At 45.7% G+C, this 22183-nt stretch carries 20 protein-coding genes; 5 read left to right on the forward strand and 15 right to left on the reverse strand.

Features of this window, described 5'->3' with window-relative positions; translation table 11 throughout:
* Positions 1-5: 5 nt before the first annotated feature.
* The 4 genes from ACF8CV_RS04535 to ACF8CV_RS04550 all read right to left on the reverse strand — a co-directional run bounded on the left by ACF8CV_RS04535 (position 6) and on the right by ACF8CV_RS04550 (position 2834).
* Complete coding sequence (locus tag ACF8CV_RS04535; RefSeq protein ID WP_025636024.1) at positions 6-500, reverse strand: ATP-binding protein; 495 nt, start codon at positions 498-500, stop codon at positions 6-8.
* A complete protein-coding gene (locus ACF8CV_RS04540) occupies positions 493-1713 on the reverse strand; it encodes a PP2C family protein-serine/threonine phosphatase (protein WP_138937329.1) in 1221 nt (406 codons plus the stop codon). The genes ACF8CV_RS04535 and ACF8CV_RS04540 overlap by 8 nt, the downstream gene beginning before the upstream one ends.
* 24 nt (positions 1714-1737) lie before the next feature.
* Positions 1738-1998, reverse strand: a complete 261-nt coding sequence (locus ACF8CV_RS04545) for a hypothetical protein (RefSeq protein ID WP_015313320.1) — start codon at positions 1996-1998, stop codon at positions 1738-1740.
* 221 nt (positions 1999-2219) lie between these two features.
* Entirely contained in the window at positions 2220-2834 is a 615-nt protein-coding gene (locus tag ACF8CV_RS04550; RefSeq protein WP_005463777.1) for a glutathione S-transferase, read from the reverse strand.
* Positions 2835-2978: 144 nt separating this feature from the next.
* On the opposite strand from ACF8CV_RS04550, the gene ACF8CV_RS04555 reads away from it, so the two are divergent.
* Positions 2979-3554, forward strand: coding sequence for a TetR/AcrR family transcriptional regulator (locus ACF8CV_RS04555; protein ID WP_015313322.1), 576 nt, complete (start codon positions 2979-2981; stop codon positions 3552-3554).
* A 1-nt stretch (position 3555) separates the two neighbouring features.
* A complete protein-coding gene (locus ACF8CV_RS04560) occupies positions 3556-3960 on the forward strand; it encodes a PPC domain-containing DNA-binding protein (RefSeq protein ID WP_138937330.1) in 405 nt (134 codons plus the stop codon).
* A gap of 98 nt (positions 3961-4058) precedes the next feature.
* On the opposite strand, the gene nirD is transcribed toward ACF8CV_RS04560, so the two are convergent.
* From nirD to ACF8CV_RS04615, 11 genes are all read right to left on the reverse strand, one after another.
* A complete protein-coding gene (nirD, locus tag ACF8CV_RS04565; protein ID WP_138937331.1) occupies positions 4059-4394 on the reverse strand; it encodes a nitrite reductase small subunit NirD in 336 nt (111 codons plus the stop codon).
* Positions 4395-6914: a nitrite reductase large subunit NirB gene (nirB, locus tag ACF8CV_RS04570; protein WP_138937332.1), complete on the reverse strand. Its 2520-nt coding sequence runs from the start codon at positions 6912-6914 to the stop codon at positions 4395-4397.
* 10 nt (positions 6915-6924) lie between these two features.
* Positions 6925-7761, reverse strand: coding sequence for an ABC transporter ATP-binding protein (locus ACF8CV_RS04575; protein WP_021450807.1), 837 nt, complete (start codon positions 7759-7761; stop codon positions 6925-6927).
* An 11-nt stretch (positions 7762-7772) separates the two neighbouring features.
* The gene (locus tag ACF8CV_RS04580) at positions 7773-8738 is read right to left on the reverse strand and encodes an ABC transporter permease (RefSeq protein ID WP_138937333.1); all 966 of its coding nucleotides are present in this window, start codon (positions 8736-8738) and stop codon (positions 7773-7775) included.
* Positions 8739-8818: 80 nt separating this feature from the next.
* Entirely contained in the window at positions 8819-10183 is a 1365-nt protein-coding gene (locus ACF8CV_RS04585) for a CmpA/NrtA family ABC transporter substrate-binding protein (protein WP_005499062.1), read from the reverse strand.
* 265 nt (positions 10184-10448) lie between these two features.
* Positions 10449-11030 (reverse strand): ANTAR domain-containing response regulator, encoded by a 582-nt coding sequence (locus tag ACF8CV_RS04590; RefSeq protein WP_171055857.1) that lies wholly within the window; start codon positions 11028-11030, stop codon positions 10449-10451.
* 63 nt (positions 11031-11093) lie between these two features.
* On the reverse strand, positions 11094-12011 hold the full coding sequence (locus tag ACF8CV_RS04595; RefSeq protein WP_171055870.1) for a dienelactone hydrolase family protein: 918 nt from the start codon (positions 12009-12011) through the stop codon (positions 11094-11096).
* Positions 12012-12179: 168 nt separating this feature from the next.
* Positions 12180-13133 carry a glycosyl transferase family protein gene (locus ACF8CV_RS04600; RefSeq protein ID WP_031813013.1) on the reverse strand — a complete coding sequence of 318 codons (954 nt, stop codon included), beginning with the start codon at positions 13131-13133 and terminating at the stop codon, positions 12180-12182.
* Positions 13130-14035, reverse strand: a complete 906-nt coding sequence (gene cobA / locus ACF8CV_RS04605; RefSeq protein ID WP_025637278.1) for a uroporphyrinogen-III C-methyltransferase — start codon at positions 14033-14035, stop codon at positions 13130-13132. The genes ACF8CV_RS04600 and cobA overlap by 4 nt, the downstream gene beginning before the upstream one ends.
* Before the next feature lie 20 nt (positions 14036-14055).
* The gene (locus ACF8CV_RS04610; RefSeq protein WP_171055858.1) at positions 14056-16719 is read right to left on the reverse strand and encodes a nitrate reductase; all 2664 of its coding nucleotides are present in this window, start codon (positions 16717-16719) and stop codon (positions 14056-14058) included.
* A 307-nt stretch (positions 16720-17026) separates the two neighbouring features.
* Entirely contained in the window at positions 17027-17461 is a 435-nt protein-coding gene (locus ACF8CV_RS04615) for a GNAT family N-acetyltransferase (RefSeq protein WP_025557814.1), read from the reverse strand.
* 366 nt (positions 17462-17827) lie between these two features.
* Here ACF8CV_RS04615 and ACF8CV_RS04620 point away from each other — a divergent pair, with 366 nt between their 5' ends.
* The 3 genes from ACF8CV_RS04620 to ACF8CV_RS04630 all read left to right on the forward strand — a co-directional run bounded on the left by ACF8CV_RS04620 (position 17828) and on the right by ACF8CV_RS04630 (position 21992).
* Positions 17828-19084 carry an aromatic amino acid transport family protein gene (locus ACF8CV_RS04620; protein WP_138937337.1) on the forward strand — a complete coding sequence of 419 codons (1257 nt, stop codon included), beginning with the start codon at positions 17828-17830 and terminating at the stop codon, positions 19082-19084.
* Positions 19085-19708: 624 nt separating this feature from the next.
* Entirely contained in the window at positions 19709-21622 is a 1914-nt protein-coding gene (locus ACF8CV_RS04625) for a diguanylate cyclase (protein ID WP_025611658.1), read from the forward strand.
* 28 nt (positions 21623-21650) lie between these two features.
* Complete coding sequence (locus tag ACF8CV_RS04630; RefSeq protein ID WP_005463744.1) at positions 21651-21992, forward strand: hypothetical protein; 342 nt, start codon at positions 21651-21653, stop codon at positions 21990-21992.
* The last annotated feature ends 191 nt before the right edge of the window (positions 21993-22183 follow it).

A 22183-nucleotide genomic window follows, 5' to 3' on the forward strand; every position in this document is an offset into this window, starting at 1 on the left:
GCAAACTAAGAACCAGGTAAAGTGACAGAACTTTGCTTGGTTGTTAGACGCCCCTCTCTTTTAATCAATACAAACGTATTTTTTCGACCACATCTCAATACCTGAAAACTGTCAACTAGATTACTGATTAACATTAATCCTCTTCCTGACGACATCCAGCTGTCTTCATCAAACAAGCTTGGGGCTGTTATTTCTTTATTCGTGTGCTCTTGGAAAACCGATTTTTTAATAGGACGACCGTAATCAGAAATACGCATTTCGATCTGAGTAGACTTAGAGTCAGATAAGATTGCACATTCGAGCTCAATTGGTTCGCCTTCCCGCTCATCGTAGGAGTGTATAAAGGCATTGTTCATCACCTCAACGACGCACAATTCGAGGTGTTGGACATCACTTACCAATACCTGATGTTGAAAGAGAAACTCGGCAAGCTGCTTACTCGCCTCACGGGAAGATTTTAGTGAGCTAAGAAACGTTTTTTTAAACTCGTAATCAGTCATCCTCACCCTCACATGTCGACGTGTTTGGACCAGACCATTGAAGTTGTAAAAGCGTCAAATCGTCGTCTAGCTCTTCCTTCACTTGCCAACGTTTAATACTTTCGACGACAGAAGAAACCTGTGCTTCAAATGGAAGTCCAGAAACGCTCTGTACGTTCGCGATCAAACGATTTACAGAGAAAAACTCATTTTCGTACCGCGCTTCAACCACGCCATCAGAAAAGCACCAAATCGAGTCGTTTGGTTCTAACGTAATTTCCCCGCCCTTGTATTGCATTGGTGCTAACGCGCCTACTATAAAATTCTCATCACCAACCATATCAATGGTTGCTTCTGATTGATGTTGCCATAAGAACTTAGGGTGACCGGCGGTACAGTACCTCAGTTTGCCTGTTTGAGTATTCAAAACTGCGTAAACGATTGTGAAGTACAATTTGCTGTCAGGTGTTTGTTGATATCGAAGGTTGAGCCTCTCCACCACCACATTCGGCTCCGAAACAACATATTCGCCCTCGACAAGATCTGTCGTTACCGACTCCGGTCCACAGCTTCGAGATAACGTTTTTTGAATGGAAAACGACATCAGAGCAGAAGAGACACCGTGCCCAGAAACATCGAATACATAAAACGCCACATGCTGCTCATCAAGCGCAGCATAACCAAGCATATCCCCACCAAGCTGAGAACAAGGAAGATAGGAATAACTTAATTTTGTCGCTCCGATTTGCAGCTCTACCGGTAAAAGCTGCCTCATGAGATCACCAGCAGATTCTAGATCTTGTCGAATCGTTTGGTAAGCGATGTCTAATTCTTGATTTCTCGCGAGTAACATATTGTGCAAATCGAGAGTACGAAAACCTGCTCGTATGCGTGCTTGAAGCTCTTCTACCGATGTTTTTTTATCTACGAAATCATCCGCGCCAGCGTCAATGCCTTTGACAATCGAGCCCTGATCATTGCGTGAAGAAAGCAGGACAAAAAAGATATACCGCTCAAACGCCGCAGATTTGAGTAGACGACATAAATCAATACCACTGAGCCCAGGCATCATCAGGTCACTAAGAACAAACTGAATATCTTTTCGGTGCGTCAGGACTTCAAGTGCAGACTCACCGTCCTCCACCGCGACGACTTCGTACCCTTGCTTTTGCAATGCAGAGGTCATGTAAAGCAATACCGTTTTGCTATCGTCGACCAATAAGATTGGTTTCATCTCTCTCCTCAACGCTGGTAGCGACTAACGAAGTACTCTGTTTATTGACTGCTCATCTCTAAAACGACTGTAGTCTTCGGCTAAAAGTTGATGTTGATAACGGGTGTAAGACAATGCTTCGTTTGAAATGACGATCTGATTTTCTTTTTCGATAAGTTGTCCGCGCAATTGCTCTATTTGATCACTTTGCTGCGTATAGTTCAGGTACATCGCAACTAAACCAAAGATAGAAACAACGAGCGAAGCAAACAGTACGTTGTTGATGGTTTTGATTTGAAGATTCATAACCTCTCCTTGTCTCTTGCCAGACATCTCTAAATGAAAAGAACGTCTACAGACTAAGAGCACTCTGCTCTAAAACGCATTGAAGCCTATTGAGGTTGTTGTATATAAAAATAATTATAGGAGATGAGTAAAAAAAGAAGAGAAAACTTGAAGTATTTGAATACCTTTTTGTCATTGGCGTTCAATACGCAGCGAGAGAGAAAACGCTCGCTGCGAAAAAATTAGCTTTGGAATGCGTCTCGGGCAGACACTTGTTCAAACCAGCGAGCGATGTTTGGGTACTTCTCGAAGACTTCAATACTCAAACCATTCACCGCAAAACCAATGAAAATATAACCGGTAATATCGACAACGGAAAACTGGTCTGTCGCGATGTATTCACTCTCTGACAAACGTTTATCTAAGGTTGGCAAAAACTCGAGGACACGAGACTTGGATTCTTCACCCCACGCTGCCACACAGTTTTCACGATCTTGATAGATCGCCGTAATGTTGCGAAACGCTTGGAATGCCGCATAAAGGCCTTGGAACTCGACGACACGGTGCCACATTTCCACCTGTGCTCGTTCTAATTGATTTGCGCCAAACAGAGCTAAGTCATTTTCAAACGCTTCATCGAGATAGCGGCAAATAGCCACGCTTTCACAGATCGTTGTGCCATCGTCTAGCTCCAGTAATGGCACTTTGCCATTCACGCTTTTTTGCTTGAAAGATTCAGATAGATTATCACCCTCACGCACGTTCAACGCGACACGCTCAACCTCTCCACCGATTTCCTTTAAAAAAATGCTAACTCGCTTACAACTTGGAGTCATTGCTGTTTCATAGAGCTTCATTTTGTATCCTTTTTCTTTTTCTAACCGATTGGTTAGGATATACTGTAGCCAGTTTATAAACGATCAGTCAAGAACTTCATTTCCAAAAAGTTGTTCAATAAGTTTAGGAGTGGTTTGAGAAAAACCGCTCAGGTAGGTACGCATATGGCAAGAAAAGCCAACTTCGATCGAGAAGAAAAACTCTTAGTCGCTATGGACGTTTTTTGGCGCAAAGGTTTTGCTAATACATCCATTTCTGATCTCACTGACGAGTTGAATATCAACCGCTTTAGCCTTTACAACACCTATGGTGATAAGCAGCAGCTTTACTACGAAGCACTGGATGCTTATCTAAAAAAAGTCTCGTTACCCTCACTCACCGACTTAGAGAAAGACGGCGCATCCCTGCCAGAACTTGAGTCTTTCCTTAAGTCCTTTGCAGAGCTGCAACGCAAGCGAAGTTGTGGCTGTTTTATCCAAAATGCGCTTGTGGAGCATGCAGGCGAAGACGATGATGTACTGAGAAAAGGGCATTTTTTATTTGATCATTTAATCGACATCATTACCGATGCCTTGAAAAACGCACAGAAAGAAACCTTAGTGCCGAAAACGCTCAAGCCAGAAGAACTCGCCCGTTTTGTTCTCAACAACATGCAAGGCATGCGCGTACTTGGCAAAGCCAAACGTTATGCCGACTTGGATACGGCGCTTTCCTGCTTGCTGGTTTTGATTAGGAAGTAATATGTCGATTGAAGTAATAACAGTACGTCTTACCAAAGGCATGGACTTAAAGCTGAGCCTAGCGAAATTGGTCGAGAAACACGGTATCAAAGCGGGTTCGATTGCTTCATGCGTTGGCTGTATCTCTGACCTCAAGCTTCGTTTGGCAGGTGCAGAGAGTACGTTAACCAAACAAGAGCCATTTGAAATCGTCTCTGTGATGGGAACCCTAACGCCTGAACATCAACACGTTCATATCTCGGTGTCTGATCGTGGAGGACGAGTCTGGGGTGGGCATTTGCTGGAAGGTACAGTGATTGATACCACCGCAGAATTGATCATCCATTCTTACTCAGAACTTAAGTTCACTAGAGCGATGGACGATTCGACTGGCTATACCGAACTCCAAGTGAATCCTTCCAAATAGTAAAAAGCTCCAGAGCCATACTGTGCTGTCTCTGGAGCTTTATTCGCTTGCCTCTTACGCTAAGAATTTACTCATATCGAGCAAGCTAATTTCGAGGATCATTCTTCGACTAAGTAACAAACCTGATTATCGTCAACCGTTACTCGCCACGTTTTTAGACAGTGCGCTTCGTCTTCCAAACACTGCCCGCTCTTTAAGCTGAAATGCTGTTTGTACAGTGGTGATGCAACACACACCTCACCATCAATATCACCGACAATCCCCCGACTCATCACATAAGCCTTACCAATTGGGTCCCAATCTTGAACGGCGTAAACGCCGCTATCTGGTATGTAGAATAACGCGACATGCTCGCCTTCAATCAACACAGTGGCACCGATGAACGGCATTAAGTCATCAAGCTGACACAGTTTCACTTTGGTTAAAGCTGCCATTTACACCTCCTGTTTCACCGGAATACGCTGACCGCGTACACGCTGGTACGGTAAAGCTTTACTGCCCGACGTGCTGTTCAAGAAAGGACGGAAGCGTTGCAGTTTCTGAGGATTATCCAGCGTGCTCTTCCACTCACATTGATAGGTATCTACGACTCGTGCCATTTGTTCATCCAATGAATCACATAGGTTGAGAGAGTCATCCAAAATCACTTGTTTAAGGTAATCTAGGCCCCCTTCCATGTTCTCCATCCACACCGACGTACGCTGCAAGCGATCAGCTGTGCTGACGTAGAACATCAAAACTCGGTCAATCATGGTGATCAACTCTGATTTGGATAAGTCGGATGCAAACAAATCAGCGTGTCTTGGTCTCATGCCGCCATTACCACAAACGTATAGATTCCAGCCGTTTTCAGTGGCGATCACCCCAATGTCTTTACTTTGCGCTTCTGCACACTCGCGAGTGCAGCCCGATACGGCAAACTTAAGCTTATGGGGCGCTCGCAATCCTTTGTAGCGGTTCTCTAACTCAATGGCTAATCCAACCGAATCATCAACACCATAGCGGCACCAAGTAGAACCGACGCAAGATTTCACGGTGCGCACCGATTTACCGTAGGCATGCCCTGTTTCAAAACCGGCATCAATCAAGGTTTGCCAGATTTCAGGAAGCTGCTCTAACTGTGCACCAAATAAATCCACGCGCTGACCGCCAGTGATCTTGGTGTACAGATCGTATTGCTGAGCAACTTCGCCTAGCACGATGAGCTTGTCTGGTGTGATTTCGCCACCCGGAACACGAGGTACAATCGAGTAGGAGCCATCTTTTTGTAGGTTCGCCATAAAGGCATCATTAGAATCTTGCAGAGATTGATGCTGAGGCTCCATGATGTGTTCATTCCACAAAGAAGCAAACACAGATGCAGCTGTCGGCTTACAGATATCACACCCATGCCCTTTGCCATGCAGTGCAATTAAGGTATCGAAGTCTTTGATTTGTTCCACTTGGCAAATATGGAACATCTCTTGGCGACTGAGCTCAAAGTGCTCACAAAGGTGGTTGTTAACCTCTACCCCCATGGCTGCCAGTTGAGTATCCAATACCGACTTCACCATATTGCTACAGCCACCACAGCCAGTACCAGCTTTGGTGTTGGCTTTAAGGTCCGTCAGGTTGGTTGTGCCAGCTTGAATCTCGGCAACTAAGTCGCCTTTTGTGATGTTGTGACAAGAACAGATTATGGCGCTGTCTGGCATCTCTCCGTCCAGCATTCCGGTATCAAACAGCAGGTTCGCCGCGTGGTCTGGCAGGACAGTTTTGTTCAAATAACACTGTAAGAGCGCATCGTAGTCGCTGTTGTCACCAACGAGAATCGCACCAAGCAATTGAGTGCCACTCGCATCAACCACCAGCTTTTTGTAGATGCCTGCAACCGCATCTTGCAATACCATTTCTTGTGCGCCTTCCGTTTGCATTTGTGCATCGCCGATAGACGCCACATCCACCCCAAGGAGTTTGAGTTTGGTGCTCATGTCTGCACCTTTAAAACCTTCGCTCGGCATTCCAGTCAAGACATCGGCGGTGGTTCTAGCCATGGTGTAACCGGGAGCGACCAAACCAAAGATCTTCTGCTCCCAAAGGGCACATTCGCCAATCGCGTATATGTTCTCATCGCTGGTTTGGCATTGGTTATTAATCACAATACCGCCTCGCTCGCCTACTTCTAGCTCAGCCAGCCTTGCCAACTCATCTTGGGGGCGAATCCCTGCGGAAAAGACAATCACATCCACTTCGAGAGGATCTTTGTCTTTAAACACCATGCGATGCTTAGCCGTTTCACCATCGCAGATTCGTTCCGTACCCGTTGAGGTGTGAACGGTTAGCCCTAGCGCTTCAATCTTCTCTTTCAGCACTAAGCCGGCACCATCATCTAACTGTACGGGCATCAGGCGGGGTGCAAATTCAATAACGTGAGTTTCTAACCCCAATAGTTTGAGTGCGTTTGCCGCTTCTAAACCCAACAAGCCACCACCAATCACTGCGCCTGTTCTTGCGCCTTCACATGCCTTCTTGATTTGTGAAAGGTCATCAAGCGTGCGGTAGACAAACACGTTGTCTCGGTCTTTACCTTCAATTGGAGGCACAAACGGGTACGAACCGGTCGCGAGCACGAGTTGGTCGTAACCCAGCACATCTTCACCATCAAGTAGAATACGCTTTTGCTCTCTGTCGATGCCTGTTACTTGGCTGCCAAGTACGAGTTGGATGCCATGCATGTCATACCATTCTTGGTTACTCAGCATCAAATCATCATGAGACTTACCCGCAAACAAAGAGGACAACTGTACACGGTCATACGCGATAAAACGCTCTGCACCAATCACGGTAATTCGGTGCTCCAAATGCGCGTTTTTCTGCACTAGTTGCTCGACGAGATGTTGCCCGACCATACCGTTGCCTACCACAACGATGTGGCTCAATGCGTTCTTTACTGGAATCGTTAAAGGACTGTTCATCGCTGCCTCCTTATGCCGTTTGCGCTGCGGTTTTGGGTTTGTCTTCTTTCGAAGCAGGAATCTCGACTTTGGATTGCTTCTCGTAAAGGAACTTCAGCACTGCTTGTCGACACTTCTGATACTGCGCATCATCCGCCAGTGCGACACGCTCACGAGGACGCGGTAGATTCACTTCCAACACTTCACCAATGGTCGCTGCCGGTCCGTTGGTCATCATCACGATTTTGTCGGATAGCAGCACCGCTTCATCCACATCGTGAGTAATCATGATCACGGTGTTGTTTAGCTCGGCTTGAATCTTCATCAGTGCATCCTGCAAATGCGCACGAGTTAACGCATCCAACGCGCCAAATGGTTCATCCATCAGCAAAACCTTTGGTTGAAGTGCCAGTGCTCTCGCGATGCCGACTCGCTGCTTCATACCACCAGAGATTTCATCCGGCTTTTTGTGCGCGGCATGCTGCATTTGAATCAACTCCAAATAGTGATTCACTTGCTCCTGAATCCACGCTTTGCCCTTTTTGCCGGCAATTTGTTTTACTGCGAGCTCAACGTTTTGATACACGGTTAACCAAGGCAATAATGAATGATTTTGGAACACCACCGCGCGGTCGGGTCCCGGCCCTGCCACCTCTCGCCCATCGACTATCACGCCGCCGTCTGTTGGCATGTACAGCCCTGCGACTAAGTTCAAAACCGTTGATTTACCACAGCCAGAGTGACCAATCAGGGATACAAACTCACCTTTATTGATTTGTAAATCGACGTTCTTAAGCGCGATGAATTCGCCATCTGGCGTTGGGAATCGCATCCCTAAACGCGTTAGATCTAATAATGCTTTTTCCATGATCTTTTCCCTTATCTCAACGCTTGTTGTTTATTCCAAGACAACCACTTTTGAAGTTGCAGCATGCCTCTATCGAGCATCAAACCAATAAAGCCGATAGTGATGACCGCCACCATGATGCGACCCAATGATGCCGAGCTGCCGTTCTGGAATTCATCCCAAACGAACTTGCCTAACCCTGGGTTCTGAGCGAGCATTTCTGCCGCAATCAACACCATCCAAGCGATACCTAAAGAAAGACGTAAACCGGTGAAGATCATTGGAATGGCAGAAGGTAAAACGATGGTGCGGATGTGCTGCCACCACGAAAGTTGAAGCACTTTGCTCACGTTGATTAAGTCTTTATCAACGCTCGTCACTCCCACAGCAGTGTTAATCAGCGTCGGCCATAAGCTACACAGCGCCACTGTGATCAGAGAGTTAATGAACGACTTCGCAAACATCGGATCATCACTCACATAAGTGGCACTCACCACCATGGTAACGATGGGCAGCCATGCCAAAGGTGAGACAGGCTTGAGCAATTGAATGATTGGGTTGAACGCTTGATACAGCCCTTGATTCAGACCAAGCACAATACCGAGCGGAATCGCGATAACTGTCGCCAACAGAAAGCCCGCAGTCACAGTCACTAAGCTTGTTACGATTTGATCGAAGAACGTAGGCTTACCTGTGTAAGGACGAATCTTCACTTCCGTGCCTGGATTCTTGGCTAACTTCGCAGCATTGCGTTTTTCCTGACGTTCGATAAACGCTTGTTCCTTTTCTCGCTCTTGCCAATGGTCATCGACAAGGTTGCTGAACTGCTGAAAAGTTTGCACTGGGCCCGGCAGCGTACCTAATGAAGTTTGCACTTCTCTCGCTGCTAAGTGCCACATTGCCAAAAAGATCAGCAAGCCAATGACGGGCAAAAGCACCAGCCGACTTCGGTTCACTACCTGCTTAGCAGGAAAAAGGGAAATGACATTACTAGACATACTCACTCCTAAGAAATCTACATCCTTGTTATTGCGGGCAGACTCACCTGCCCCCTGAATTTTTAGTAGGATTGCTCATCCTAAACCTTGTCTTTTCCTTTAAGCCCGATAGAGAACTTCTCTAGATACTTATTTGGCTCACGGCCGTCATAAACGATGTTGTCGATAAAGTGTGTTTGTGGTGCACGAAACCCATCTTCAACGCTGAAATCTGGGAAATCTTTTTTGCTCAACACACCATCTTCAATTAACGCTTGAGCTGCTTGTTGGTAGATATCTGGACGGTAAACCTCTTTCGCCACATCCATGTACCAATCATCGGATTTCTCGCTTGAGATTTGTCCCCAGCGGCGCATTTGGGTCAGATACCAAATCGCATCGCTGTAGTACGGGTACGTGGCGTTATGACGGAAGAACACGTTGAAGTCTGGTACGTCTCGTTTGTCGCCTTTCTCGTATTCAAACGTGCCTGTCATTGAGTTGGCGATAACATCGGCATCGGCTCCCACATACTCGCTCTTCGCCAACATCTTCACCGCTTCTTGGCGGTTGGCATTGTTGTTTTCATCCAACCAATGTGCCGCTCGAATCAGGGCTTTCACGACACGAATGTGCGTGTTGGGGTTCTTTTCTGCCCATGCTTTGGACACACCAAACACTTTCTCTGGGTTGTTCTTCCAGATTTCGTAATCGGTCACGACTGGCGTACCAATGCCTTTGAATACGGCTTGCTGGTTCCATGGTTCGCCGACGCAGTACCCTTTGATTGTGCCCGCTTCCATTGTGGCTGGCATTTGTGGTGGCGGTGTAACACTCAAAAGAACGTCAGCATCCAATTGACCACTGTTATCGCCTGAGTCTGGTGCATAAAAACCTGGATGAATCCCACCAGCCGCAAGCCAATAACGCAACTCGTAATTGTGAGTAGAAACAGGAAACACCATGCCCATATTGAATGACTTGCCCTTGTCGCGATAACTGTCAACGACGGGCTTCAACGAATCCGCTTTGATTGGATGTACAGGTTTGCCATCTGGCTGCTTTGGTATGTGTGGCTTCATCTGTTCCCACGTGTCATTGGAAACCGTGATTGCGTTGCCATTCAAATCCATGCTGAACGCGGTAATCACTTCTGCTTTTGTTCCGATACCAATCGTCGCGCCCAATGGCTGCCCTGCCAGCATATGCGCGCCATCGAGTTCACCATCGATAACGCGGTCCAACAGCACTTTCCAGTTTGCTTGCGCTTCGAGCGTGACGTATAACCCTTCGTCTTCAAAAAAGCCTTGCTCGTAGGCAACCGCTAGCGGCGCCATATCGGTTAACTTAATAAAACCAAACTTCAGGTCTTCAATTTCTGGCTCACCCAACCCTGCCTTTGCGCTAACCGTGGTGATTACCGATAACGAAATTGCTGACACTTTCAGCATCGAACTCCATTTCATTGGATTGCTCCCATAAAAAAAGCGCTACTACTCCGAAGAGCAGTAGCGCCGTTGCTAAGTCTGCAATTACCGCCATTGATAATTGAGATAAGCGATTCAACAATAAACCCGTTCTAACTAATCCAATTACTGTGCCAACTAATTTTTCACTTTAAATACAGTAAATTAGAGTTAACCCTAGTTACCAAACAATTGTATTTGCTTACTGTTAGTGCAACACGCACCACGGTAGAATTTTCACCATAACTCCAAAGTAGTAGAGAAGTTAATCCATTAACTGCAATGCCGTAATCAGGTTCTTCGCAACTTGAGTAAGCGTTTGACTCGATTGCATTGCAGAGTTTCGCATTGCTTTGTACGCGTGTTCCTCATCTACATTGTGCACTTTCATCAATAAGCCTTTGGCTTTTTCCACCAGCTTTCGCTCTTCAATCTTGTTCGTCAGCGATTCAATTTCTGAATTCATTCTCTCGAACCGCTCACGTACCAAAGTTGTGTGGTCAATCCAAGGTTGAAGAGCAAACTCAGTATCATGAGGCATCAACACATAATCCATTTGGCTTGATAACCGATTGATATCATTAGAAGATAGTTGCTTTAGCACGATAAGAAGTGGTACCGATTTTTGTCGGCAGAAATCGACTATCAAACGCAGCTCTGCGGTTGGCTGCTGCCATCCAACCACAACTCTTGCCGATGGTTCTCTCTGTATCAGCGTTTCTAGCTGTGCCAATTGGCTACCGATGATGTTGTCGTAATCTTTGCTCAATAAGCCGGACAATCGAGCTTGCTCTTGAAGGCTGTCACAGCAGACGATAATGGGTGTTTTTGACGTTGATTGAGTCATGCACATTCCTTGTTAATATCTCACTCACTAAAGGAGATAAAACAAGGAATGTGCCAACTCCGATTAACTGGCGATGAGATGTTCTTTGAAGAAAGCTAAGGTACGTTCCCAAGCAAGAGCCGCTTCCTCGGGTGCGTAACGTGCGGTTGAGTCGTTGTGGAAACCATGATTGACGTTTTCATACATCAAAGCTTGGTACTTCGCACCTGAAGCAATCAACTGCTGCTCGTACGAAGGCCAAGTGTCATTCACACGTTTATCCAACCCTGCGAAATGCAACATTAATGGGCCTTTCACTTGTTTTTGAATCTCTTCTGCAGCGGGTGTTCCATAAAAAGGGACGCCTGCATCTAGCTCATTTGACATAACTGCCGCCAGCATATTGACGACATAACCACCAAAACAGAAACCAACCGCGCCAAGCTTGCCGTTTCCATGTTCGTGCTGTTTGATAAATTTAGCGGCCGCTATAAAGTCTTGCTCAATCTTGGCTCTGTCCATCTCTTTTTGCATTGCTCGCCCTTCATCATCATTTCCCGGATACCCACCTAACGGGTAGAGAGCATCGGGAGCAAAGGCGATAAAACCATCTTTCGCTAGTCGTCTCGCGACGTCTTTAATGTAAGGGTTGAGGCCACGGTTTTCATGAATCACCAAAACCGTTGGTGATTTGATGGTCTTTTTCTGAGGCATCACCAAGTAACCACGCCCTTCACCATGCCCATTCGGCGACGAAAAGGTTTCGTACGTGGCTTTGATTTCAGGATCATTGAAGGAGACTTGCTCGGCAAGCGCGTAATTTGGTGTCAGCGCGTCAACCAGTGCGGTCATGCTAAACCCTAGCACCGCAAGGCCACCAAGCCGATTAAGAAATTCTCGGCGCGAAATCTTTCCGTGCGCGTATTCGTCGTACCAATCGAAGGCTTCTTGCGGGATGGGGTGAGCCGCCTTTTCACTTGACGTCGTGTGCTTTAGCATTATCCATGTCCTCATTTCTTATCGAAAAGTAAACCCATCACCGCAATGGTGATGTTTATGCTAACCAGCAAAGAGAGACTTGTGGTGATAAATTCATCACTGACGAGCATACACAAACAATAGATAAAGGAATCCGATCCAACAACTTTGCATCGTTAGGCAGTCATGCAATCAGTTCGCTGCGCAATACGACGCCCAGTACAAAAATGCACGTTCAAAAGCTTGTTCTCTGTCATGCATTTCAGCAAACAAGACAACCGTCATGGTAGCTAACACCGTGTTCGCCATTTGATTCATGTCGGTTTCTTCTGTACCAAATGGACAAGCCGTAGGCATTGGCACCTCTGACAGCATTTGCTCTGTCCAGTAGTGAGATGTCACGCCACTGGTTTGACTAAGCCATACTGTCTGGCTTACTTTCGGGTTGTATTCGGACTCACCCGACTGGCCTTTAAACGACACCACAGCATGCGCCGTTTGGCCAATTTCGTGCTCGACTTCAGCGTGGAGCTGCTGGAAACCAGGATGGAAGCTACCACGAATACCGACTGTCGCCTGCCCCGGGTTCAGTGCTCGAACCACGGTATTAATCGGCGTTCTAAGCCCATAACGATTCTTCCAACCGATCATGGTTTCTGCTTGCGGCGCAAACGCACTCAGCGGTAGATACACGATGTTTTGTGTTTCTAACACACGCTTTGCGTCTTCTGCTGATTCCGCTTTCTTGATAGCAAACTTGTCGAGGTAATCTTCTGCGTGTAAACGACCAGATTGGCGGTCGTGATAACCGTGCATCAATACTTTATGACCGTTGTCAGCAAGGATTTTCGCTGCCAGTAAATGCCACGGATGACCTGCTGCTTCTCGCTTACCGGCGTAACATGGCCAGTCAATGTCTGCGCCAATGGCAGGCATGCGCGATTGGAATGCTTTCACAAAGCCAGCGATTTCTTGTTGAGTCTCGTTCTGTACGCGGATAAGCATCAATAACATCGCCATCTGATCGTCATCGCACTCACCGTTTAGGTATTCATCCATAACTCGAAACGCTTGGTCAAAGTTCAGTGGTTTTCTACCACGCTCGCCACGACCGACTGTTCTGATACATTCCAAAATGCTGCTCATATTCCCTCGTATTCCGTCACTGACTGTACGGTTTCTATTAGTTGTTCGCGCAGTTTGACAACTTCTCCCATCACAATCAATGCTGGGCTGATGCCTTTGAGTGTAATCGATAACTCATTGAGCTGATTGAGTTGGGTAACATACACTTGCTGTTGGGGGCTACAACCATGAGTGATGACCGCGACAGGGAAATTTTCTCTCAAACCAGAGCTAATTAAACCCGTTTGTATTTGCGATGACTTTTCTAACCCCATGTAGAAGACTAACGTTTGTCCGCTTTGCATCAGTTGGCACCACGATTCAAATGCGCCCGTGACCACTTGCCCTGTTACAAAGGTAACGCTGCGAGCAACACCACGATGAGTCAGCGGAATCAAGCTATTTGCGGAACACCCTATCGCTGCAGTAATACCGGGGATGACTTCATACGGAATCGCATGTTTGACTAGAGCTAGCGCTTCTTCGCCTCCACGGCCAAATACAAAAGGATCGCCTCCTTTCAGCCGAACAACACGTTTGCCTTGCTGAGCTAATGACACCATTAAACCGCAGATTTCTTCCTGGCCGATGCTAGGTTGTCCGCATCGTTTTCCCACGTAAATCCAATGGGCTTGTGGCGAAGCCAACTCCAAAATATCTTTGTTAACCAGACGGTCGTACAGCAGCACCTCTGCTGACATAATTGCTTTCACTGCCTTCACCGTTAACAAGTCTGGATCGTGCGGGCCTGCTCCGACAATCGAGACAAAACCTTTGTGGTTCACATCTAGATCTACGGATTGGTCTTCTAAAAGTTGGTTCAGTTTGCTTGCTTGGTCATGCCTAGAAAAGCGAGACGAGCGTTTTTGACTCTGGTCCGCTTGTCCTTTCTTAAACCAAGACTTTTGATAAGGCGCTTCCATGTGCTTATCCTCTTTGTGACTTACTTTATTTGAATAGCCAGACTTTGCTGGCTCGCTTGCTGTTTGCCCTTTTGATGCTGATGACTGTCGACCATCAGTTTGATTTGAGAAACGCACGAGCCACAGTTAGTACCGCATTTGAGTTTGTTTTGAAGTTGGGTCACTGACGTGCAGTCTTGTTTCTCCATCGCGTCATGTATTTGTTTATCAGTGACGCGGAAACAACTACAGATCAGTTTGGCGCTGCTTTGCGATTGAGTGATGGTAAGCAGTTGCGATAGCTCCATCGGCTTACCAATCAAGCCGGTAAAGTTGGTGTAGTCGGTTTGAATCGGTTCGCTAGACACCACCAAAACCGAACGAATGATACGAACGTCTCCAACAAGGTCGTAATCCACCGCTAGCCAACCTTGGGCAATATCTATCGCAATTCTGCGGCTCTTTTCCGTTCGACAAAAACTCTGCTTTTTTGGTCGTTTATCGTGTGCAAAGCGCCAGATGCCCAAATTACTTTCTGCTTGAAATGCGCTGTAGAGAAACTTGCTGGAATCAAACTGTGTCCCGATGAACATACCGTAGGTTTTTACCGCTGCGTCTTGCACTTCAACATAAGACGACTTAAACGCAGGTTGCCCAGAAATAGGGTCTTTTGCGCTGTTTACTATCGCGTTAACACTGCTTTCACCGCCATATCGACCCGCCCAGTGCATTGACATAAACAGCTCCTGAAAACCTAAACCTTCATCAATGGCAACTTTGGCATAAATACTGGTATTTGAAGTAGGCTGGAACAGCTTGGTGAGTTGTCCTGCTTTTAAACGATTTTGAGTGGCAGAGAGTGTGTTCATGTACACGGTTGGTTCTAACTCAGAGGCGGCAAGGTGTGCAATATGGCCTGTACGTGTCATGGTGTGCCATTGATCTCGTTGTCTACCCGTATTGAGCCACCAGCCTTTCGTTCTGGCTAAACGCTGTGGCGATTCGCGAGTTACTACAAACCGCGCTTTACCATCTGGGTGAGAATACACGCCATCGGAAAACGGTCGCTCGCCACCCCATTGGGTTGGCCGCCACTCTTCGTACTCTTGCTCATTCAAATTGGCGTATTGAGACAGTTCTAGCTTTAAAGGCGACTTTTTATTCATGCCTGTCATGGCAGCGTACTCGCAAAACACCTCGTGTTCAGAGTCAAAATCAAAACCATTCTTTGTCTCTTCTAAGGTGCATAATGCTTGCCCGACTTGGCTCACTGCCCACCAGTCCGATTTTGCCTCACCGGGAGGGTTTTGGAACTGACGCTGTCTTGAAATCCGACGTTCAGAATTCGTCACCATCCCCTGTTTTTCACCCCATCCAGCCGCCGGAAGCAACAAGTCGGCATAACGCGCAACATCCGACTCTACGGTAATATCCGAGACAATCACAAACGGACAGCGTTCTAGCGCCCTCTTAACCAACTGATTGTCTGGCAAAGAGACAACGGGGTTGGTCGCCATGATCCACAGAACTTTAATCTCACCACGCTCAACCGCTTCAAACAGTTCAACCGCTTTTAGCCCCGGTTTTGTAGCGATTTCTGGTGACTCCCAAAACGCTTGTACTTGTTGAATGGATTCGCCATCAAACCCTCGGTGCACCGCTAATTGATTAGCTAAACCGCCAACTTCTCGTCCGCCCATTGCATTAGGTTGCCCGGTAATGGAAAACGGGCCACAGCCCACCCTGCCAATTTTACCCGTTGCTAAATGCGCATTGATGATCGCATTGCCTTTATCGACACCATTTCCGGCTTGGTTAACCCCTTGGCAAAAAAGCGTAATCGCAGTCGGGCTGTGGGCAAACCATTGGAAAAACGTTGTGAGTTTGTCTTGTGAAACGCCTACATCAGTTGCTAAATTAGTGACATCGTAACGTTGTTGAGTTACTTCTCTCGCTATCGCATCAAAGCCATCGGTATGAGATTGAATGTATTGAGAATCAAGACATGGCTGATCGATAAGAAATTTAAGTAGACCGTTAAACAATGAAACGTCGCCGTCGTTTTTTATCGCTAAATGTAAATCGGCTTGCTGCGCCGTAACAGTTTCTCGTGGATCGATCACCACTAACTTGAGACTTGGATTGTTCTCTCTCGCTTGTTGAATACGTCGAAATAAAACAGGGTGCGTCCAAGCGGTATTAGCACCGCAAATTATCAATAGCTCAGTCTTATCTATGTCATCGTAATTGACAGGAACGACATCTTCACCAAATGCTCGTACATGAGCCGCAACCGCCGAAGACATGCACAAACGGGAGTTAGTATCGATGTTAGCGCTGCCAACATAGCCTTTCATGAGTTTGTTGGCGACGTAATAGTCTTCCGTTAATAACTGACCTGACACATACATCGCGACGGAATCAGGCCCAAACTCCGCTTTAGCTTGATGGATCTTTTCAGCAATCATGTTTGTGGCTTGCGACCAGTGAATTTCTTTACCTTGTGGCCGCTCCTTGGTGACAAGCTTCGGATACAAAAGGCGTGATGGCATGTTTAAGCTTTCAGCCAACGCAACGCCTTTCACACACAAGGCTCCCGCGTTCGCAGGATGGTTATCGTCCCCAACAATTCCTTTTGAGTTTACTTCAACCCCGCACCCTACCCCGCAATAAGGACAGGTCGTTTTTCTGCATCCCTGCGACATTACGCCTCCTGCTATTGACCAACACGACTTACAAACCCAACCATATGAGCAAAAAAAAGCCTCTCCAAACTGGAGAGGCTGCAATGCCTTTAACGCTGTAAGTACATTTTTAAAAAGTAATACCCTAACCCGCATCTCCGCCTGCTCTGGAGAGCGGTCATCGAGTTAACGATGAACATTCTACAAATAGCAAACAAAGTGCCAATAATGAAAATGCTTTAATTACAAGGCATTATGAAAAATGATGAACGGCACATTTTTAAATCCGCACATTTTAAGTGCAGATTAGACTCATTTCTGTGCAGGCCTACTTTACGAATTCCATCACCAAGCGGGATTCTTCATCACCGAAGTAATTCGCTTCTTCTTCTAGTACAGTAAAACCCATAGATTGATAGAGAGACAATGCAGGTTGGTTGAGAGGATCAACCGTCAGTTTAACACTAGAACCTTCGGCCAGAGGTGCCATCACCCGCTCAACTAATGATCTCGCGATTCCTCGACCGCGAAATTCCGAATTTACGGCTAACGACATTATCCAATAGTGCTTCGCGACATTGCTGGTGGTTAAAAGCACATAACCAGCAACTGCTTCTCCTTCCTTTGCAACTAACAAGCTTTGACCCCAACAATCGTACGCTTGTCGTATAAAAAACTGAGGATACGAATGTTCTCCAAACAACTTGTTTTCTAAAGCATAAACGGCGGCTAAATCTTCTTTACGCGCAGACAAAATGTCCATCTCAACTCTACTCCTAAACTCCTTTGTTTGCGGCAATATAGAGGAATCCTTCGTTAAACCCAACTTTTGCTGTCAACTCAAACAGTTGGAGCGGAACACTTTCCTTGCCCTCATCCATAGCAAATACCACCATGGATACATTTTAACCACAAAATCTAAAACCAAAAAATATTGAAAATTTGGTAAATGACTTCAATTAATACATTAAAATTCAGAATATAAATCTAGTTTTTAAAAATATTCATAGTTTGATAATTTACAAAATTGTCTTTTTATCAGCACGATTCACCACATAGTTGATGTGATAACAATCACTAAAACAGATACCATCCGCCACATTATTATTTTTATAAAGGCGAGTCTTAAGTGAAAGAATCTCGAAATACGTTAAATTCTAGTGAATTAAACACAACAACCTCTTGGTCAAAACATGACACACATTGGGTACTTAGCCTATTCGGGACCGCCGTTGGTGCCGGTATTTTGTTTCTGCCAATCAACTTGGGCATCGGTGGATTTTGGCCACTAGTCGCAATGGCGTTTTTGGCATTTCCAATGACTTACCTCGCCCACCGCGGTTTAGCGCGCTTTGTATTGTCTTCTAAGATCAAAAATGCCGACTTTACCGATGTGGTTGAAGAGCACTTTGGCGCAAAAGCGGGACGTTCAATCTCTCTGCTTTATTTCCTATCGATTTTTCCTATCCTGTTAATTTACGGCGTGGGCATCACCAATACTGTAGACAGCTTTATGGTGAACCAAGCGGGAATGGAAGCCTTACCACGCGAGCTACTTTCGGGCGTATTAGTGTTCGCTTTGATTGCCATTATGATGGCTGGCGAAAAAGTGATGCTGCGCGCGTTTGCCGTTATGGTGTACCCACTTGTTGCGATTCTAGCTTTCCTCTCATTCTACTTAATGCCGAACTGGACAATGCCCGTGCTTGATACACCGGACATGGGTGCGTTTGCGAGCACAATGTGGTTAGCCGTTCCTGTTGTGATTTTCTCGTTTAGCCATGCAGCAGCGATCTCTAGCTTTGCCAATGTTCAGCGCCGACACTACGGTGATGATGCCGATGTAAAAGCCGAACTGATTTTACGTCGCACGAGCATCATGCTTATCGCATTCGTACTATTGTTTGTTTTCTCGTGCGTATTGGCACTATCGCCAGAGCAACTTGCACAGGCAAAAGCGCAAAACGTATCCGTACTCTCTTACCTTGCAAACGCAACGGATAACCCATTCATCGCAACACTTGGTCCTTTGGTGGCGTTTGTCGCGATCACTTCTTCTTTCCTTGGTCATTTCTTAGGCGCACGTGAAAGCTTGAACGGCTTAATCACAAAGCACTCAAATTTGTCTGAAACACGTGTTGATCGTATTAGCGTAGTGGTTCTTTTCTTGTCAATTTGGGCTGCAGCAATCATGAACCCAAGTATTTTAGGCATGATGGAAGCGTTATCTGGGCCAGTTATCGCAATGATCTTGTTCATTATGCCGATGTTGGCGGTACATAAGATTGAGTCGATGAAGCAGTATCGTGGAAAGCTCTCTACCTATTTTGTTCTGCTCACAGGTATTGTTGCGGTAAGTGCTTTGGTTTTTAGCTTACTCAGCTAAGAAGGGGTTACTTTGAGTGATTTTCAGGGGAATACCGTTTACAACTGAAGGTAATTCCCTGAATTTTGCTTTTGTTTTCTAAAACGTAATCTAGCTTACGTCACTCCACTAAATAAGAGCGAAAACACCCGCCAACATTACTACTGAGGCGATACAAGTGCGAGCAATGATGCCGAAGTGCGACGGTTGAATCATTTCGTTATGCATAAATAATCTCCTGTTTGTTATGAACAGCCAATTTACTTTGGCTTAATAACACTATGTCGAATATCCATTTTTTTAACAACCCATACAAACATTAAATATTTATGACACCAAAATCATCTTTTGGAGATCGGAATTACTTTTGGGAGCAGTATCACACATAATTTACATGGAAATATCTTCACCGATTATCGCTATTTCTCAGTCAAAACCCCCTGTTCCCTTATATTGCGATTAAAATTATTTCCCAACTTATAAAAAGCACTTTTCTTTATAAATCAAAAAATTAAATCAAATCAATCAATTATACTCGTCTTAAAATCCCTTGTTCTTGGGGAATCCATAAGCACTTAATAGATAAGAAGTGATAGACTTAGCAAGTAATGCTACTTAACGAGATCACAATTTATTAATAAGCTCATGCACTTTCCGATTAAAACGCTGTCTTGCGCTCTATTAGCGGTGATTGGACTCTTCTTCCAGACTGGTTATGTCTTCGCCAATACAGATAAACATATCTATCTCGAAGAACACATTTCGCCCGAAAGCCAACCCATGTTGAGTACCTACTTCCGTTCTATGGGTAAGCCTCGCTCAATCAAAGAAAATGTGCTCACGGTTCCGCAAGATGCTTCTCCCGAATCGCTCGCCCTCTACTATTTTGCTCGTATTTATTTAGAACGCTATGAAGGTGTTCCCCTACCTGACGACATGCCAGATTTGATCGAATTTGGTCGAAAACACAATATGCCTTGGGTTGTCGCAGAAGCAAAATTGAACAAAGCGATTCGAATGATTGAGTTGGATGACGATTGGCACGCAGAGCTTTTGCTCCACGATGTGATTGGGGAGTCTCGTGATATTGGCTATCTGGCGCTGCAAGGCCGCGCTTATCGCTGGATGGGAAATTTAGAAATTGCGCGTAACCAAATCCACAACGGATTGAAACATTATCGTACCGCCTACGAGTTACTCGAAAATACAGTGTTTGAGATTCAAGTTGCGATGACGCTTAACAACATCGGTACTGTCTATTTAGACTCCTCCGATTGGAATCGCGCAAGCAACTATCTAAAACAAGCACTCGATGTATATGAGAGCAGTGAATATGAGTACGACAACAGTTTCTTTATTGGCGTAATCTATGCCAACTTAAGCATTGTTCATCTTGGCTTAGGAGACAGTGAGAAAGCCGAATACTACTTCCATGAGGCGATTCGGCGCTCAATGCAAACAGGGTCGGATGTCATTAAACATCATTCATTGTCCAACTTTTCTCAAATGCTAAGCAGCATCGGTAAAACAGACGATGCCCTACTGCTCGCACAACGCTGTGTTGAGTTACCTAACCCAGACGGCATCGAAATCATTAAGATGCCATGCTATGAAGCGTTTGCCGAAGCGTATCTCGCCGACAAGCAATACGACAAAGCGATTCGAACTGCTCTCCTCGTCCTAGAACAAACCAAATCAACCAATGAGCTTGAGCTAAAACAGCGTATCGATATGTTGTCGGTTTTGGTTAACGCCAACCAAGTGCTGCAAAATTATGAAGCCGCCTTCCGCTATTTGTCTCAGTTGAGAGCACTTGAAGAAGAATTTTCTGAGCACATTCACGGCGAAGAAATGATCAACATTAAGTTTGATCTTGAAGCGAAACTGGCTCAGAAAGAATTGAATTTGCTTGAGACGAAAAACGCACTTCAAGCCTCTGAGTTGCGCTCGCAACGTTATCGCGAAATGTTCTACTTTATCGCTATTGCAGCCATTGGTGTGGTGGGTTTCCGTTATGTTTTGCGAGTCAAAAAGATCAATAAAGCACTAACGCAAGAAAGTACTACAGATCTTTTGACTGGCCTTCACAATCGCCGCTATTTAGAAGTGTGGTTAGAGAAGATGGCCCGCCGCACTCCAGATAGAACCTTCGCGCTTGCGGTTCTTGATGTCGACCATTTCAAAGCGTTTAACGACACTTATGGTCACGACATCGGCGACCAAATGTTGATGCATATTGCCTCTATCTTCAACGAATCCACTCGCTCAGGTGACCTGCTGATTCGTTGGGGCGGTGAAGAATTTGTGTTGCTGGTGGAGGTGAACGATCCAAATGATTGTGCGAAATCGCTAGAGCGTTTGAGACATGTCATTGAAAATACGCCATTAATCATTGACTCTAAGCCAATAAACGCCACAATTTCGCTTGGTGCGGTCGACCGGTTATCAGCCCAAACCATCAAACAAGAGTGGGACCAATGGTTCTTCTTGGCCGACCAAGCGTTATATGACGCAAAACAAGCGGGCAGAAACCAATTTAAGATTCACTCGACGTCTTAATGGCGTCCACGAGTAAATAGATACTTACATGAAGAAAAAATTAATATTCGCCCTGCTTTCACCTGTTGTTTTATCCGCTTGTAGTAATCAACAAGCGTCGCAAATGGGCATGCGTAGCAGCAGTGTGAACATGTACGCTCAACAAATGAGCAATACTCAACTGTGTGAGACGCTGTATTACAATCGCTCAACGAACCAAACCAAAGTCGCGATTGGTGCAGAATTCAACCGCCGTGGACTCAATAAAAAATGGTGCGATAACGAATTGAATAAGTGGTATTTGGAGAAGTTTGTCGATAGCGTGTTACCAAAGAAAAAGCCAGCACCGCGCAAACCGATGGCAACCATTCAGCCGGCCTCCACCAAATAGTAACTGTAGTAGCTATCACCTCTCTCCAGCTAACAGATGAGATAGAAAGCAGAAAGTCCTTACCAACTTTCTGCTTTTTTACAGCTAACAATGATCAAGATCAGCCAAAACCTTCCTTTACTTCAGTGAGTTAACATCAATTTACGCAGTCCGTCGAAAAAACAACGTAAACAATTTGTAAACAGTTTGCG

Source organism: Vibrio sp. zbq_1 (genome assembly GCF_043102935.1).
GTDB lineage: Bacteria > Pseudomonadota > Gammaproteobacteria > Enterobacterales > Vibrionaceae > Vibrio > Vibrio parahaemolyticus.